Here is a 17,221-nt window from a genome sequence, read left to right on the forward strand (position 1 = left end):
CCGGCTGTCTTTGGCAGCGGAACAGGTTACTGTTCGGTGCTGCATTTCTGCAGCTCCGTTATTGTGCCAGCGTTCGCCGTCAACCGCAAGGTTCTGCGCACGGTTTTCACATGCGAAGCCTGCCGTGCGAAGCCTGCCCGAACAGCCCGGGCTGGTTGCAAATCTAACCGCAACACCAGGAGGTGCGTTTAGAAATTCAACCTACCCCCGAACCTACCCAGACCCCCAGACAACCCATGAGGCGGGAGTTAACGACCGGGAGGGAACATGCGAGGCCGAACGAGCAGGACGCTCTTCCAGCCGAAAGCGCAACATTGCCTCCATGGGGGCATATCCCGTTACCCGGGGATTGGCATGCGAATCTCATCGCTCCATGCATTCGGTCCGTTCAAAGATTCCGCCTCGCGGCGGATGCCCTTGCCATTGGCTGTGCGCTTCCCGCCACCGGACGCGCTAGGGAAGCACTGATTAATTCCGCCTTGGCCGGGGACGGCAGGCTGAGTGCCGGGGCGGCGAAAGGCGAGCGAGCGCAGGCGTGCGCGAACGAGGATCGAGCCGCTCCGGCGCCAGCATGTCGTTCCCGGGCTGGCGGAATATATCAGCGGTTCCCTAGGGGACTCCTGCCCATTAGGGGACTCTCACCCATTCGAGACGCATGCATGCTCGGCACACGAAACCCGCCGGGTCGATTGCACGGCCCGGTGGGAAATGATCGATGGGATCCTTCTACGAAGCCTGCCCCGGAGCGGCTTGGACGGCAGGAGTAGTCGCCGCTGCGGCCGCTGCCGTGCTTTGCACCACCTCGAGGTTTTGCACCGTCGCCGTGGGATCGCCCTCTACGTACTCGATCTTCACGGTGTCGCCCTGCGCGACGCCGACCGCCTGGATGACGGTGGGAAGCGGGCAGTCGTAGATGAGCGTATCGCCCGTCAACGTCAGATATATGTGGCTGTTGCCCTCGATCGCCGCTTGCATGACCGTTCTCACGGTCCCCTCTTTCGAAAGCAGCGTCATATCGCCAGCGGAATCCGACGAGATGCCGTTGGTTGCAAGCAGCGCCTTGTACGTCTTCTGGCATTGGTCAATCGTATCTCCCACCGCCACGTTCTGGTACCGCTGGATATCGATCATGGCGAATTTCTTCACCAAGCCCGCAGCATCTTTCAACGCGATGAAGTACGTCGGCTGGCCATTGATGTTCAACAGCAGCGGGAACGTCGCCTTATACTCCAGGTTCTGAACCTGGCCCTCCGCGCTTCGCATCGCGCTGTCCTCGGTCGCGCCGGCGACGCTGTAGTAATGCGCTTCGGCGGTGCGCTGGTTCACCAGTATGAACCCGACGATGGCGTTATCGCTCGTGGCGCTGGTGACGCCCGTGTACACCCAGACATCGTCATCCTTGGCGATGTAGTTGTACCCGCGCTTCCCGTTGGTGCCCGGCGTGGTCTGCACGACGCCGCTCTGCCCCAGCCAGCTGTTCAGCCAACCGTTATGCAGGCTGCCGTACCAGTTGTACTGCTGCACCACCAAATCGCTCGGATAGGCTCGGTCGACCCATTCCGGGCAGTCTTCGATCGGCATGTCCTGGCACTCGCCCGTGCTGGCGTTCACCAGCACCACACGCTCGATATCCTCGCCGCCGAACAGGCCGATCGTGCGGTTCTGCACGGGGCACACCCACCAGGGCGTTCCATCCTCGTCGATCTCGAAAGCCTTCTCCTCGAACATGTAGAAGGGATAGGAAAGCTGCACGTAGCGGTCGATGTTGCGCACGAACGGATCGCTTTCCACGTAGTACATGGGCTGCTCGGGGCGGACGATCTGGGTGTTCTGGGTGGCCATGTCCACGAGGACGTACGCAGGAACGCCCGTGTCCATGTTGTAGAACCATTTGAAAAAGTCCGCATACCCCAGAGGGCTCACGCGGACGGGACGGCCCTTGTAGTTGATCTGCGAATACGTCGTCTCTATCTCGAACTGGCTCACATACTCGGGGATCTCGCCCAGCGTGCGGTTGCCCAGGAGCGTTGCGCTCTCGCGGTCGATGACGGGCACCGTGCCGAAGTCGGGCTCCTTGATGTCGGTGGCGAAATCAAGGTTCTGGATCTTCAGAATGCTGGAGTATTTCTCGGCGTTGCCCGGCCAGATGCTGTACGAGGCGGCCCAGCCGACCACGGCGATCGCGAAAACCGCCAGCGGGATGAACGAGAGCCATTTGAAGCGCTTCGCCTTTCCGTCGCTCTGCGCCCGCTTGTCGGAGCCCTTGGCATACGCATGGGACAGCGAGCGGAACGTGACGAAGCTCGGAAGCAGCACGAAGATGATAAGGAACCACCACAGGTCGGCCGAGTGGATGTTGATGGGCGGGTGGAACCACCAATACGCGAAGGCCACGATGAGGACGAGCGCGATGGCCGCGATGATGATGGTTTTCTTGCCCCAGGCGGGCAGCGGGATGTCCGGGATGAACGAATCCAGGATGCTTCCACCGCCTCCGCCGTCGCCTCCATCGCCGCCGCGCCTCCCGCGACCCGCAAACGGATTGCGCTGGTGGGTGCCGCGCTCCGATTCCGAGGCAGCATCCGACGCGCCCCGCGCATCGCTGCTGCCGGCTCCCTGCTCGGGCGGGGTGAACCCCACCATCCTGAAAAACTCTTCCATTTGGTTCTTATCCATCAAGAACTCCCTTGTTCATTTTTTTTTCGAGAAGCTTCACGTCAGTATACCGAAAGAAGACGAGGCCCCTCCCGGTGAAGATTCGGGGCGCTTCATACGATGCTTCGCAGGCTCTACGCACGGACCAGGTTCCTCAACACGTATTGGAGGATGCCGCCGTTGCGGAAGTAGGCGCCTTCCGTGGGGGTATCGATGCGCACCAGCGCGGTGAAGTCAATCGTTCGGCCGTCGGGCTTGACCGCGTGCACGGGCACATGGGCTGGCCGGGGCAGCCCCGCGCTGAAGTCGATCGCGCCGATGGAGAACGTCTCGGTTCCATCGATTCCCAGTCTCCGAGCGTTTTCGCCCTCTTCGAATTGAAGCGGCAAGATGCCCATGCCGATGAGGTTGCTCCGATGGATGCGCTCGAAGCTTTCGGCGATGGCGGCACGGACGCCCAGGAGCATCGGGCCCTTTGCCGCCCAATCGCGGCTGCTGCCGCTGCCATACATCTTCCCCGCGATGACGATCAGGGGGATGTTGGCGGAATGGTATTCCTCGCTCGCATCGAACACGAATTCGATGCGGCCGTTGAGGAAATCGCGCGTCCAACCGCCCTTCCTCCCCTCCGCCAGCGCGTTGCTCAGCTTCACGTTGGCGAAGGTGCCCCGCGCCATGACCTCATGGTTGCCGCGGCGCGATCCGTACGTGTTGAAATCAGCATCCGCGACGCTGCGCTCGCGCAGATACGACGCGGCCGCGCTCTCGGGGGCGATGGCGCCCGCCGGCGAGATATGATCGGTCGTGATGAAATCCCCTAGAAGAGCGAGAACACGCGCGCCCTCGATGGGTTTCGGGTCTTCGGGAACGGCGGACATGCCGTCGAAGTACGTCGCGCGGCGGACATACGTGCTCTGGAGATCCCAATCGAACGTCGCGCTTGGACTGCTGTCGAGCTCTTTCCATGCGTCGGTGCCTTCGAACAAGCCTTCCGCGCCGGCGGTGAACAGATCGTTCGTCACCACCGTCTGGCGCGCCTCCTCTATCTCCGCATCGGTCGGCCAGATGTCACGCAGGAACACGGGCGCTCCCGCTGCGTCCACGCCAAGCGGCTGCGTTTCGAAATCGAAATCCATCGTGCCCGCGAGCGCATAGGCGATAACGCCGGCGGGGGCAGTCAGGTAGTTCTGGGAGACGTCGGGGGAGATCCTGCCCTCGAAGTTGCGATTGCCCGAAAGCACGCTTGCGAGCTCGATTTCGCCGGCGATGCCGTGCATCTGGGGTAGCACAGGGCCGCTGTTGCCGATGCAGCTCATGCAACCGAATCCGCAGTTGTAGAAACCGAGTCGATTCAGGCCGTCTGTCAAACCCGCCCGCTCGAGCATCAGCTCCGTCGCCTTGCTGCCCGGAGCGAGGATGGTCTTCACCCATGGCTTCGGCGCAAGGCCTGCGGCGGCGGCGTTGCGCGCCAGCAATCCGCAGGCAAGCATCATCGCGGGGTCGGTGGCCGTGGTGCAGCTGGTGACGGCGGCGATCGCGAGCGCCCCGTGGGACAATTCGCACATCGTACCGTTCATCTCAATGGAAACGGTCTTTCCAAAATCAACGTTGCGGTCAGCGCAGATTTCCTCGAAGCGCGCGCGAGCGTCCTTCCAATCGAAACGATCGTGCGGACGGCTCGGACCCGCCAGGCTGCGCGAGACCGATCCCAGATCGAGATGAAGGACCTTGGCGTATTCACGCTGCGCCCCATCGTTCCACACGCCCTGCGCCTTCGCGTACGCCTCGACCAAAGCGACGTGCGCTTCGCTCCTCCCGGTCAAGCGCAAATAGGCAAGCGTCTGGTCGTCCACGGGAAAGAGCGTGCAGGTGCTGCCGTATTCCGGCGTCATGTTCGAGATGCAGGCACGCTGGGTGGCAGTGAGGTTGGACACCCCCTCGCCGAAGCATTCCACGAAACAGCCGACGACCCCCTCGGCGCGAAGCATCTCAGCAAACCGCAGGGCAACATCCATGGCGGCAACCCCCTCGGGCAGCTTTCCGCTCAGCTCGATGCCGATGACGCGCGGAACAAGCTGCGTGATGGGCTGGCCCAAGGCCGCCGCCTCGGCTTCGATGCCTCCGACGCCCCACCCGAGAACGCCGAGACCGTTCGCGGTGGGCGTATGGCTGTCGGTTCCCACCAGCGTGTCGAAATACGCCAATGTCCCCTTGTCGGTAGCGCGCGTCCAAGCAACCTGGGCGAACCGTTCGATGTTCAGCTGATGGCAGATTCCCTGTCCCGGAGGAACGATCTTCACATTGTCGAACGATTGCTGCGCCCACTTCAAGAATGTATACCGCTCGGCATTGCGCTCGAATTCCAAAGCCGCATTCGCTTCCTTGGCAGACGGGCATCCATACTCATCAGCGATAACCGAGTGGTCGATAACCATATTGCAGGGAATGCGGGGGTTGATCTCGGAGGGATCGCCGCCAAGCGACTTGCAAGCCTCGCGCATGACGGCGAAATCGACGAACACGGGCACACCGGTGAAGTCCTGGAACAGAACTCGAGCGGGGCTGAATTCGATTTCCTCGCCGGGAGCCCCTCCTAAACCCGCGGCCATGATGCGATCGGCCAGCATCGATGCCGTGTCATCATCTGGAGCGCATCGGAGCACGTTCTCCAACAGCACTTTCAACGCCCGAGGAAGCTTGCGCGATCCCTCGATCTGGTCGGTCGGATAATACGTGTATGAACGACCGGCAGCTTTCAATTCCGCCGTTCTAACCTCCGCCATGGCATCTCCTCTGGTCAAAATCACCTGCACGCACTAGGGTACCCATGAAAAAAGCGCCTTGGAACCCAAAGCGCTTATTCTCGGGAAAAACATGCCATTAGGAAAGATTTTCGATGATCTGCTTGGCGCGATTCTTCAATGCACCGCGTCCGTTAGCGGCGTCGAAGGCCATGCGTTCCTTCAGTTGATCTTTGACCTCCTGGGCAAGCTTGCCCTGGGAATAATCGATAACCGCAATAAGCATCTCTTGGAATCCGGTATCCCCGTGATAGCACTGGATAGCCTCATCGATAAGCGGCCAAGTTTTATTGGAACGATTCTCGGTGGTGGAACCGTATTTGCAGAGAAAGCGCATGGCGGAAAGCTGCACGACGCCATTGTCCTCGTCGAAGAGGGAAGCCTCCGCCCCGGACAAAGCCTTGTCGCAGGATCGAGCATCGAGCTCAACGATTTCAGTCAGGGCATCGAGAACCTCCCAACGCGTTTGGGCCTCGGGACGATTGAGGGCATCGATCAAAGCATCCGTCGCAGGTTTAACGGCCTCCGGATCCTTTTTCGCGATTAACGCAAGCGTAGAAGCAGCATTCTGCCTATTGCGACGGGAAGGGCCGGAAAGTTCGTCGACAAGCTGATTGAACACGGATCCGTCCTGCAGAGCCGACTCGGCCAATTCGTTCAAATCTTGGATATCGCTCACTGGAAACCCTCTTTTTCGCATAGTCGATCGAACATAGATTATATCGCAACGGCAAGCTCCACGCCCGCCCCCGGGCATAGAAATGCCCCCCATGAGCGCGACGCCCTATCCTCCCACGGACTACACCGCAGTACTTTCGGCGAAGAGGGGCTTAACTGCCGAGTTCGGAATGGGATCGGGTGATCCCCCCCTCCATGGTCACGCTCATGGGGGGCGTTCCCCCAAAAGAGCATCGATCTCTCTTGTCAAAGTCCGGGACATCTCCCGGGCAACCCTGAGGGCCGCATAGCGCGCGTGCGGGGAACGATCTCATTGATGGGATGTAATGAAGGAAGAGCTCGGGCTATTAGTACCGCTCGCCTGAGGCGATCGCTCGCCTTGCAGCTGCGGCCTATCGACCTCCTGTTCTAGGAGGGCCCTTACCAAAGGGAGAACTCATCTCGGAGGCGGCTTCCCGCTTAGATGCTTTCAGCGGTTATCCGTTCCGGACGTAGCTAACCGGCGGTGCCGTTGGTCGACAACCGGTTCACCAGAGGTCCGTCCACCCCGGTCCTCTCGTACTAGGGGCGGATCTCCTCAATTCTCCTGCGCCCGCGGAGGATAGAGACCGAACTGTCTCACGACGTTCTGAACCCAGCTCGCGTACCGCTTTAAATGGCGAACGGCCATACCCTTGGGACCGACTTCAGCCCCAGGATGCGATGAGCCGACATCGAGGTGCCAAACCTTGCCGTCGATGTGGACTCTTGGGCAAGATCAGCCTGTTATCCCCGGAGTACCTTTTATCCGTTGAGCGACGGCCATTCCACTCTGGGCCGCCGGATCACTAGAACCTGGTTTCCCACCTGCTCGACGTGTCTGTCTCGCAGTCAAGCCCGCTTGCACTCTTGCGCTCTCGGGACGGTTGCCGACCGTCCTGAGCGGACCTATCGCGCGCCTCCGTTACTCTTTAGGAGGCGACCGCCCCAGTCAAACTACCCACCTGGCACGGTCCCCCTGCCGGATCGCGGCCAGGGGTTAGGCCGCCGGCGCGGCGAGGGTGGTATTCCAAGGGCGGCTCCACGGGGGCTGGCGCCCCCGCTTCAAAGCCTCCCACCTATCCTCTACGCGCCGAGCCGTCGGCCAATGCCAAGCTGTAGTAAAGGTTCACGGGGTCTTTCCGTCCTTCCGCGGGTAATTCGCATCTTCACGAATAATACAATTTCACCGGGTCCATGGTCGAGACAGCGCCCAAGTCGTTACGCCATTCGTGCAGGTCGGAACTTACCCGACAAGGAATTTCGCTACCTTAGGACCGTTATAGTTACGGCCGCCGTTTACCGGGGCTTAGCTTCGGGGCTTCGCACGAAGTGCTAACTCCTCCGCGTAACCTTCCGGCACCGGGCAGGCGTCAGACCCTATACATCGCCTTGCGGCTTCGCAGAGTCCTGTGTTTTTGATAAACAGTCGCTTGGGCCGTTTCGCTGCGACCCCCTCCCGCTCCGGCCGCGTGGACCTTCACCGGCGGGGGCACTCCTTCTCCCGAAGTTACGGAGTCGGTATGCCGAGTTCCTTAACCATGGTTCTCCCGATCGCCTCGGTATGCTCTACCCGCCCACCTGTGTCGGTTTTGGTACGGGCCCCTCGCGCCTCCCCAGGGGTTTTTCCAGGGAGCATGGACTCGGCGGCTTCACCCATTCGCTTCGTCTCGCGTCTCGGGCTCAGTGCGCCGCTGTCTTCCATGCGACGCGCCCTACGCGCTTTCACCGGGACGTCCAGAACCCGGCCCGCCTATCCTCCTCCGTCGCCCCGTCGGTCGAGCGGCGCATGAGGGGGTGCAGGAATATCTGCCTGCTGTGCATCGGCTACGCCTCTCGGCCTCGCCTTAGCTCCCGACTGACCCTGGGGGGATTAGCCTCGCCCAGGAAACCTTAGGCTCGCGGCGGCGGAGTTTCTCGCTCCGCTCTCGTTACTCATGCCAGCATTCTCGCTTCCGAGCGGTCCACCGGCACTTGCCGTGCCGGCTTCGCCCCCCTCGGAACGCTCCCCTACCACCGGAATATCCGGTCCGCCGCTTCGGCGCCGTGCTTAGCCCCGTGAATTGTCGGCGCATGTCCACTTGACCAGTGAGCTGTTACGCACTCTTTGAATGCATGGCTGCTTCTAAGCCAACATCCTGGTTGTCTAGGCAAACGCACATCCTTTGCCACTCAGCACGGACTTGGGGGCCTTGGCGGGCGGTCTGGGCTGTTTCCCTCTCGAGCACACGGCTTAGCCCATATGCTCTGACTCCCGGCCTCTGAAACGTCGGTATTCGGAGTTTGGTCCGGTTCGGCAGGCGGTGAAGCCCCCTCGCCGGTCCAGTGCTCTACCTCCGACGTTGAACGGCCGAGGCTAGCCCTAAAGCTATTTCGGGGAGAACGAGATATCTCCGGGTTTGATTGGCCTTTCACCCCTACCCCGAGGTCATCCCCTCCGTTTTCAACCGAAGTGGGTTCGGCCCTCCACGCGGTCTTACCCGCGCTTCAGCCTGCCCCGGGGTAGCTCACCCGGCTTCGCGTCCGCGGCGCGCGACTCTACGCCATCTTAAAGGCTCGCTTTCGCTACGGCTCGGTACAACCTTAACCTTGCCGCGCACCGCGACTCGCTGGCTCATTCTACAAAAGGCACGCCGTGACGGGCTCGAAAGCCCGCTCCGACTGCTTGTAGGCGCACGGTTTCAGGTACTATTTCACTCCCCTCTCGGGGTGCTTTTCACCTTTCCCTCACGGTACTGGTTCGCTATCGGTCATGAGAGAGTGTTCAGCCTTGGAGGGTGGTCCCCCCTGCTTCGGACCGGGTTTCACGTGCCCGGCCCTACTCAGCATCCGGATCGGTGGCCCGGGGGATTCGCGTACGGGGCTCTCACCCGCTGCGGCCGGCCTTCCCATGCCGTTCCGCTCTTCCCCGGGACCTCTCCGCCGGCGGTACAGGCCGCCGGTCACCGGTGCTACAACCCCCGTGCAGAAACGCCCTGAAGCTTGCACATGCACGGGTTTGGGCTTAGGCCCCCTTTCGCTCGCCGCTACTCGGGGGATCTCGGTTGATTTCTCTTCCTCCGGGTACTGAGATGTTTCAGTTCCCCGGGTTGCCTCCTCGCACCCTATGTGTTCGGGTGCGGGTGCCCGCGCGTTACCGCGGGCGGGTTGCCCCATTCGGGAACCCCCGGGTCGAAGGCTGTGTGCGCCTCACCGGGGACTATCGCGGCTTGCCGCGCCCTTCGTCGACTTCTCATGCCAAGGCATCCGCCGTGCGCCCTTAACATCTTCCTTCCCTCGGTGCGCTCCCGCGCTCCGAGGTCCTGAATCCAAAATCATGTTTAAACTGTATGAGTCTTGATCGAGTCAATGTCAGTTCGAGTAAATATCTTGAAGTAGGTATCCCATATCTTTGCGATCGTTCTCTATTCGTGTCAACGCGAACCACCATCGCAGATCGGTATTAGAAGAATCGAGATCTATTACTGATGCTTATCATTAGATGATGAGATGATGATTCGAGTTTCTCGCAATCGTCACGCTATGCAGCTTTCAAGGTGCCCCAGGGGAGCCCTGGGAACCGGATGCTGCGAGCTTCGAGCGGACCGGACGCGTCCCTTTTCCAGACTTTCTTTCTCTCCGGGGCCGGGAACATAAGCTCGACCGGCTTCGGACGCCATTTCGCGTCTCCCTAGAAAGGAGGTGATCCAGCCGCACCTTCCGGTACGGCTACCTTGTTACGACTTCACCCCCCTTACCCTCCACACCTTCGGCCCCTCCCTCACGAGGTTGGGCCGGGGACTTCGGGTGCAGACGACTCGGGTGGTGTGACGGGCGGTGTGTACAAGGCCCGGGAACGTATTCACCGCGGCATGCTGATCCGCGATTACTAGCAACTCCGACTTCACGGAGGCGGGTTGCAGCCTCCGATCCGAACTGGGGCCGGCTTTACGGGATCCGCTCCCCCTCGCGGGGTGGCAACCCTTTGTGCCGGCCATTGTAGCACGTGTGCGGCCCAGGGCATAAGGGGCATGATGACTTGACGTCATCCCCACCTTCCTCCGGCTTGACGCCGGCAGTCCCCCATGAGTCCCCAACTGAATGCTGGCAACATGGGGCAAGGGTTGCGCTCGTTGCGGGACTTAACCCAACATCTCACGACACGAGCTGACGACAGCCATGCACCACCTGCGCAGGCTCCTCTCGGCCACGGCGTCTCCGCCGCTTCACCTGCATGTCAAGCCCTGGTAAGGTTCTTCGCGTTGCTTCGAATTAAGCCACATGCTCCGCTGCTTGTGCGGGCCCCCGTCAATTCCTTTGAGTTTTAGCCTTGCGGCCGTACTCCCCAGGCGGGGCGCTTAATGCGTTTGCTGCGGCACGGAGGAAGCTCTCCCCCACACCTAGCGCCCATCGTTTACGGCCGGGACTACCAGGGTATCTAATCCTGTTCGCTCCCCCGGCTTTCGCACCTCAGCGTCAGTTGCGGCCCAGTGGTCTGCCTTCGCCATCGGTGTTCTTCCCAATATCTGCGCATTTCACCGCTACACTGGGAATTCCGACCACCCCTACCGAACTCGAGCCGTGCAGTTCGGGGTCCAGCCGGAGGTTGAGCCCCCGGATTTAAGACACCCGCTTGCACAGCCGCCTACGCGCGCTTTACGCCCAATGAATCCGGATAACGCTCGCCCCATACGTATTACCGCGGCTGCTGGCACGTATTTAGCCGGGGCTTCTTCTGCAGGTACTGTCTTGATTCCTCCCTGCTGAAAGCGGTTTACAACCCGAGGGCCTTCATCCCGCACGCGGCGTTGCTGCGTCAGGGTTTCCCCCATTGCGCAAAATTCCCCACTGCTGCCTCCCGTAGGAGTCTGGGCCGTATCTCAGTCCCAATGTGGCCGGTCGGTCTCTCAACCCGGCTACCCGTCGTAAGCTTGGTGGGCCGCTATCCCGCCAACTACCTGATGGGCCGCGACCCCATCCCCCGCCGCCGGAGCTTTCCCGGCCAAGGCATGCGCCCCGGCCGGAGCATCCGGTATTAGCCGCCGTTTCCGGCGGTTGTCCCGGAGCGGGGGGAAGGTTGGTCACGTGTTACTCACCCGTTCGCCACTCTATATCCCACCGAAGTGGGTTTAACCGTTCGACTTGCATGTGTTAGGCACGCCGCCAGCGTTCATCCTGAGCCAGGATCAAACTCTCCGTTGAATGCGGCCCTTGCGGGCCGTCGTTTACGGTGTTTGCCTGTGTTCCGTTATATGAGAATAACGGGGTATGTTCTAAATGTTTTGTCTGGCTGGATCTGTTCGATCTTTTCGATTCGCAGTATCCGGTTTTCAAGGTTCCCCGCGGGCTTTTCCGGCCCGCGCCCGCTCGGCGTCTCCGTCAAGCGGCGAAGAGTTATATTAGACGCGTGGCCCGTCGGGCGCAAGGAGTAATTTTTTCCTTCATAAATCGTCTACATTTGCATGCGAAGCCGTGCGGAAACGGCACCCCAGATATCTGAAATGCCGTCATGATACGTACTACGGCCTGGGCTTATACCAACTTGGCAAAATGCCTTTTGCCCGATTGCAGCAAGGCGCCTTGCAGTACGGCAGGTTCCACGTTGTACTGCTTCGGGGCTACCGGCACATCATCGATGCGCACCCCGCCGCCATCGATGGTGCGGCGCGCTTCGCCCGCGGTTTTCGCCAACCCGGCTTCCACCAGCACGCGTGCAAGATAGACAAGGCCGTCATCGTTTGTGGACAGATCGACCTTCACCTCCGGCACGTCGGTGGGGGCGGCATGCTTCTTGAACACGCGGTCGAATTCCGCTTCCGCCGCGCAGGCGGTATCGGCATCGTAATAGGCCTCGACGATATTCTTCGCCAGCGCGCGCTTCACCTTGTTCGGATGGAGCTCGTCGTTCCCCAAGCCTCTCTCGATCGCATCGATCTCGTCGACGGAACAAGTGCTCGCAAGGCGGTAGTACTTCACCATTAACGCGTCGGGGATGCTCATGATCTTTCCGAACATGTCGTTCGGCTCATCGGTCAGTCCGATGTAATTGCCGTAGCTCTTCGACATCTTGCGCACGCCGTCGGTGCCTTCGAGCAGGGGAAGCGTCAGGCACACCTGGGGCTCCATGCCCATCTTCTCCATCAGCTCGCGCCCGGCAAGCAGATTGAACAGCTGGTCGGTTCCGCCCAGCTCGACATCGGCCTTGATCACCACCGAGTCGTAAGCCTGCAGGATAGGATAGAGGAACTCGTGCACGCCGATCGGAAGCTGCCCGGTATAGCGGTTGTGGAAGTCATCCCGCTCGAGGATGCGCGCAACGGTGAATCTGCTCGTGATATCGAGGATCCCCTCAAGGTCGAGCTTCAGGATCCAGTCCGCGTTGTACACTAGGGACGTCTTGTCCGGGTCGAGGATTTTGAATGCCTGGTCCACATAGGTCTGCGCATTGGCGGCAACCTGCTCGCTGGTGAGCTGGGGACGCGTCGTGCTGCGTCCGGACGGATCGCCGATGAGTGCGGTGCCGTTGCCGATGATCAGCGTGACGTGATGGCCCAGGTCCTGGAATGTGCGCAGCTTGCGCAGCGGGACGGCGTGCCCCAAGTGGATATCGGGCGCCGTGGGATCCACGCCCAGCTTGATGTTGAGCGACGTGCCGCGTTTGAGCTTCTCCAATAGAAGCTCTTCGGGGATGATCGCGTCCGTCCCCGACTTGATGATGCGCAGTTGTTCTTCGGCGGATAGCATGGTGGGTCGATGGCCTTTCTACAGTCGGGAGGCGATGGCCTTGATGAAATCGCCCGTGCTCAGCGTTTGGGGGTTGGGCAAGGCGGTGATACGGGCAAGGTCCCCCGTCATCTGACCGGACTCGATCGTGTCGATGACGGCCTTCTCCAGGCGATCGGCGAAGGCGACCAGCTCGGGAAGTCCGTCGAGATCGCCGCGCTTGCGCAGGGCACCCGACCACGCGAAGATCGTGGCAACGGAGTTCGTGGACGTCTCCTCCCCGCGCAGGTGCTTGTAGTAGTGGCGCTGCACGGTGCCGTGGGCCGCTTCGTACTCGTACACGCCCGATGGGGACACCAGCACGGAGGTCATCATCGCAAGCGAGCCGAAGGCGCTGGATACCATGTCGCTCATCACGTCGCCGTCGTAGTTCTTGCAGGCCCAGATGAACCCGCCCTTCGACTTCATAACGCGCGCAACAGCATCGTCGATCAGCGTGTAGAAGTACTCGATGCCCGCCTCGTCGAACCTCTCCTTGTACTCTGCATCGAAAATCTCCTGGAACACGTCCTTGAAACGATGGTCGTACTTCTTGGAGATGGTGTCTTTCGTGGCGAACCATACATCTTGCTTCGCATCGAGCGCGTAATTGAAGCAGCTGCGCGCGAAACTCGCGATGGAGGAATCCAGGTTGTGCACGCCCTGAGCCACGCCGGGTCCGTCGAACTCGTGCACGGTCTCGCGGATCTCGGTGCCATCGGCGCCCGTGTACACCAGTTCGACCTTGCCGGCTCCGGGCACGCGGATTTCCACATTGCGGTAGATATCGCCGTAGGCGTGGCGAGCGAGCGTGATGGGCTCTTCCCAATTTCGAACGCACGGTTCGATCCCCTTCACCGGGATGGGCGTGCGGAACACGGTTCCGTCGAGCATGGCGCGGATGGTGCCGTTGGGGCTCTTCCACATCTCCTTGAGGCCGTATTCTTCCACGCGAGCCGCGTTCGCCGTGATGGTCGCGCACTTCACCGCGACGCCGAGGCGCTTGGTCGCGTTGGCGGAATCGACGGTCACCTGGTCGTCGGTGGCATCGCGGTTCTCCAACCCCAGATCGTAGTACTCGCTCTTCAGGTCGACGAACGGGCAGATCAGATCGTCCTTCACCATCTGCCAGATGATGCGGGTCATCTCGTCCCCGTCCATCTCGACGAGGGGGGTTGTCATGCGGATCTTGCTCATGCGGGATACCTCCTAGTGGTTTGCATGGTTATTGAACAGCGCGGAACAGGTGGCCTGTGGTGGTGCCCGCGGGTTTGGAAACGGTGCCGGTGCCCTTCTCCGCCAGATTGCGCGCACGGACGGCGCGAGCCACCGCTTCGGACGCCGCCTCGGTGTTGAGAAGCGTCGTGTCCACCATGAATGCGGTCACCCCGGCAGCCATCAAATCGGGGGCAGCGTGAAGGATGTCGAGGGAGATCGCGTTGTAGAGATGGCTTCTTCCCGTGCAATCGGTGACGATGGGCATCTCGAATTCTTTGCGGTCTTTATAGTAGTGGGGGCTCCGGCGGCGCGCGCAGTGCGTGCAGTCGCGATTGCAAGGTCCTTGGCTCATCAGCATGCAATGCTCGGTGATCATCAATTCGGCGGCACCGCTCACGAACAGACCCAGCGGAACCGACGTCTCCTCGGCGATGCGCTGGATCTGCCCCAGCGTAAGCTCGGGCGAAAGCCAGACGCGCGTCGCGCCTAATTCCGCCAGGGCGCGCACCGTTTCGGAGTTCGTCACCGGAATATGGGCGCCCGCCTCGGGCAGCGCGCCCATCTCGGCAGCGCGCACGACGGCACCCAAGCTATCGGCGTACACCGGCTTCCCCGCCCTCACATACTTATAGGCATCGAAGCCGAACTTGGCTTCGCGCGTCCCGGGAACGGCATCATGGACGATCGCGGGTATCGCGATGCCGACGTCTTTGGGGTAGCCCGCTTGGGCAACGGTCTCCGAAATCTGCCCGGCGATCAGGGATTCCCCCCGCTTGAAATTGAGCGCGGGAACGTAGACGGCATCCGCACCGGCTTTTTTCGCAGCGCGGGCGCACGCTGCATTTGTCGCCCACGCGATCACATGGCAGCGAAGGCCGCGGCCAGAAGCTCCGGATCGGGCCTTCGCGCGCGGCGTCCTTGCAAGGGCGCGTGCATGATACCCGGCAAGCATGGCATCCTGCAGTTTCTCCGCTGCAGCAGCGCGCAGCTTGTGGAGCTGGGAAAAGCCCATGCCGACATTCTCATCGAGATCGATCTGGATATTCTCCAACATGAACGGCGTCGTGCCGAAGCGATCGATATGCCCGCGCACGTCTTCAGCGGTAATCGCTTTGGTGCGCGCCTGCTCCACGACAGCGCCTTCCGCGACTCCTGCCGTCTCGGCGGGTTCGACACCGTCCGGAGGCGACGCAGGCCGAAGCTCCAGACGAGCGGGTTGCCCAATATGGAGCACGACTTTGCCGACGATGGAAACGCGGGGATCCTGATCGCTATCGGCGAAGGCGGCGTCTGCGCTTCGCACGCGGAAGACGCGATCGCCCTTCCCCACCTTGCGATCAACCGACAGAAGGTACGCCCCATTTTCGAAGTCTATGTCGGAAACGATATGGGAGAAATGACCGCGGTTGGTCCAGAATTCAAGCACATCGCCATCAGCTAGCCGCCTATCGGTCTCCACAAAGACCGTTCCATTCGCGACCTTCGCCACGCGGCCGACGAACACGCCCCGATTGTTAGGTCGCCCATAGCTCATGAGCTCATTGCCGTCCTCGCCGACAAGATAGCCCTGGGTAAACCCGCGGCTGAAGGCTTCGGCGAGGATTCGCCTCTCTTTGCCGGTCGCGCGCACGGACGCGGGGACGCTCGGTTCTTCCGCATCATCGGTTTGCCCCTCGAACCATGCGATGGCGCGATCGAGCGCCGCCCGGTACACGCCGGTCACTGCCGAAACGTATTCGGGGGACTTCATGCGGCCTTCCACTTTGAAAGACGTCACCCCGGCGGCGATCAGTTCGGGCAGCAGGTCGACCGAGCATAGATCCTTCGGGGAGAGCAGGTGCTCGCCCGGAGCGTCAAGCGGTTTGCGCTGCGCGCGGTTGTACAGCTCGTAAGGAAGGCGGCACGGCTGGGCGCACATCCCCCGATTGGCAGAGCGGCCGCCCACCAGCGAGGACAGCATGCACTGCCCCGAATAGCACACGCAGAGGGCGCCATGGGCGAAGGCTTCCACCTGCATGCCGCGGCGGTCGGCCTCGGCGCACAGATGCGCTACCTCGTGCAGATTCATCTCGCGGGCAAGCGTGACGCGGGAGGCGCCCAAACGAGCCGCCGCTTCCAGGCCCGCTGCGTTATGGGTGTTCATCTGAGTGGAGATATGCAGAATGGCTTCGGGAACCGTGCGCTTCATCCGGGAGGCAAGCCCCACGTCTTGGACGATGAACGCATCCACGCCTGCCCGCCATGCCTGGCGCACGAGCTCCAAAGCCTCGTTGAATTCCGACGGCATGATGGCCGTGTTGACCGTCAGGTAGATGCGAACCCCCCGCAGGTGCGCCCAATCGCATACGGCGGGCAGACCCGCCAATGTGAAGTTATCGGCGTTGCGCCGGGCGTTGAACGTCTCGACGCCCAGATAGACGGCATCTGCACCCGCCCGTACGGCGGCGTGCAGACAGGATAGGTTGCCTGCAGGACCAAGCAGCTCGGGAGTGTTATGCATTGGCGATTTCTTTTACTGCGTCGTCGGCGGCTTTCATCTTCTCCATCCCGCTGTCATAGGCCGACTGCACCTCGGCCAGGCGGCTGGCGTACGTGTCGGCATCGAGGGTGGAATTCTTCGCATCGTTGTACAACGCGACATAGGACCTCATCGCATCGTCAAGCGTGCAGAGCGCATCGACGTAGGCGTCTTTCACGGAGCTCAGACGGTCGGTCACCTCGGTGTTCTTCACGCTGTCGATGGTGGATTCGACTTCGTTGAGCTTCGCCTGCATGGTCACCGCGTCCTTATCGGCAACGGCTTGTTGGAACGCGTCCAGCGATTCCTGCAGGCTGGCGGTCTGGCGGTTGAGGGTGGCCATATAGGCACGGTTATCGGAGGCGTCGGAGGCGACGGTTGGCTGCTGCTGCTGACTCGTGGTGCCCGGCACGCATCCGACGACCGCGAAAAGGGCGGCGCACGCCAAGCATGCTGCGACGGCAAGCCGTGCGATACGGGAAATGCGGTTCATAGGTCTTCCTTTGGTCGGTTACGGTGCCCCATCATAAGGCAACGCGCCCGCCAAGTGGTGGACGCGTTGCGTTTTTCATCGACCCGTTGACCCACGGGG

At 61.4% G+C, this 17,221-nt stretch carries 7 protein-coding genes and 3 rRNA genes; all 10 read right to left on the bottom strand.

The genetic code is table 11. The features are described 5' to 3' along the window. Window positions 1-726: 726 nt before the first annotated feature. The gene (locus tag NOV21_RS01425) at window positions 727-2,676 is read right to left on the bottom strand and encodes a Tat pathway signal sequence (RefSeq protein ID WP_283169863.1); all 1,950 of its coding nucleotides are present in this window, start codon (window positions 2,674-2,676) and stop codon (window positions 727-729) included. A 113-nt stretch (window positions 2,677-2,789) separates the two neighbouring features. Then, window positions 2,790-5,438 carry an aconitate hydratase AcnA gene (gene acnA, locus NOV21_RS01430; RefSeq protein WP_283169864.1) on the bottom strand — a complete coding sequence of 883 codons (2,649 nt, stop codon included), beginning with the start codon at window positions 5,436-5,438 and terminating at the stop codon, window positions 2,790-2,792. A gap of 97 nt (window positions 5,439-5,535) precedes the next feature. Then, window positions 5,536-6,135, bottom strand: a complete 600-nt coding sequence (locus tag NOV21_RS01435) for a HEAT repeat domain-containing protein (protein ID WP_283169865.1) — start codon at window positions 6,133-6,135, stop codon at window positions 5,536-5,538. A 92-nt stretch (window positions 6,136-6,227) separates the two neighbouring features. Further along, window positions 6,228-6,341 (bottom strand): 5S ribosomal RNA (gene rrf, locus NOV21_RS01440). 120 nt (window positions 6,342-6,461) lie between these two features. Beyond that, window positions 6,462-9,425 (bottom strand): 23S ribosomal RNA (locus NOV21_RS01445). Window positions 9,426-9,826: 401 nt separating this feature from the next. Then, window positions 9,827-11,333, bottom strand: a 16S ribosomal RNA gene (locus NOV21_RS01450). The 16S, 23S and 5S rRNA genes sit together here, the layout of an rRNA operon. 330 nt (window positions 11,334-11,663) lie before the next feature. Next, window positions 11,664-12,875: a tyrosine--tRNA ligase gene (gene tyrS / locus NOV21_RS01455; protein ID WP_283169866.1), complete on the bottom strand. Its 1,212-nt coding sequence runs from the start codon at window positions 12,873-12,875 to the stop codon at window positions 11,664-11,666. An 18-nt stretch (window positions 12,876-12,893) separates the two neighbouring features. Beyond that, complete coding sequence (locus NOV21_RS01460) at window positions 12,894-14,090, bottom strand: NADP-dependent isocitrate dehydrogenase (RefSeq protein ID WP_283169867.1); 1,197 nt, start codon at window positions 14,088-14,090, stop codon at window positions 12,894-12,896. 28 nt (window positions 14,091-14,118) lie between these two features. Then, complete coding sequence (locus NOV21_RS01465) at window positions 14,119-16,611, bottom strand: U32 family peptidase (RefSeq protein ID WP_283169868.1); 2,493 nt, start codon at window positions 16,609-16,611, stop codon at window positions 14,119-14,121. After that, window positions 16,604-17,122 carry a hypothetical protein gene (locus tag NOV21_RS01470; protein WP_283169869.1) on the bottom strand — a complete coding sequence of 173 codons (519 nt, stop codon included), beginning with the start codon at window positions 17,120-17,122 and terminating at the stop codon, window positions 16,604-16,606. Before NOV21_RS01470 ends, NOV21_RS01465 begins: the two co-directional genes overlap by 8 nt. Window positions 17,123-17,221 lie beyond the last annotated feature (99 nt).

This window comes from Curtanaerobium respiraculi (genome assembly GCF_024609215.1).
GTDB lineage: Bacteria > Actinomycetota > Coriobacteriia > Coriobacteriales > Eggerthellaceae > Curtanaerobium > Curtanaerobium respiraculi.

What these genes read in the sequence shown, in the direction of transcription:
- acnA (WP_283169864.1), bottom strand. Translation starts at nt 5,438, where the DNA reads ATGGCGGAGGTTAGAACGGCGGAATTGAAAGCTGCCGGTCGTTCATAC.
- NOV21_RS01470 (WP_283169869.1), bottom strand. Translation starts at nt 17,122, where the DNA reads ATGAACCGCATTTCCCGTATCGCACGGCTTGCCGTCGCAGCATGCTTG.
- NOV21_RS01460 (WP_283169867.1), bottom strand. Translation starts at nt 14,090, where the DNA reads ATGAGCAAGATCCGCATGACAACCCCCCTCGTCGAGATGGACGGGGAC.
- tyrS (WP_283169866.1), bottom strand. Translation starts at nt 12,875, where the DNA reads ATGCTATCCGCCGAAGAACAACTGCGCATCATCAAGTCGGGGACGGAC.
- NOV21_RS01465 (WP_283169868.1), bottom strand. Translation starts at nt 16,611, where the DNA reads ATGCATAACACTCCCGAGCTGCTTGGTCCTGCAGGCAACCTATCCTGT.
- NOV21_RS01425 (WP_283169863.1), bottom strand. Translation starts at nt 2,676, where the DNA reads ATGGATAAGAACCAAATGGAAGAGTTTTTCAGGATGGTGGGGTTCACC.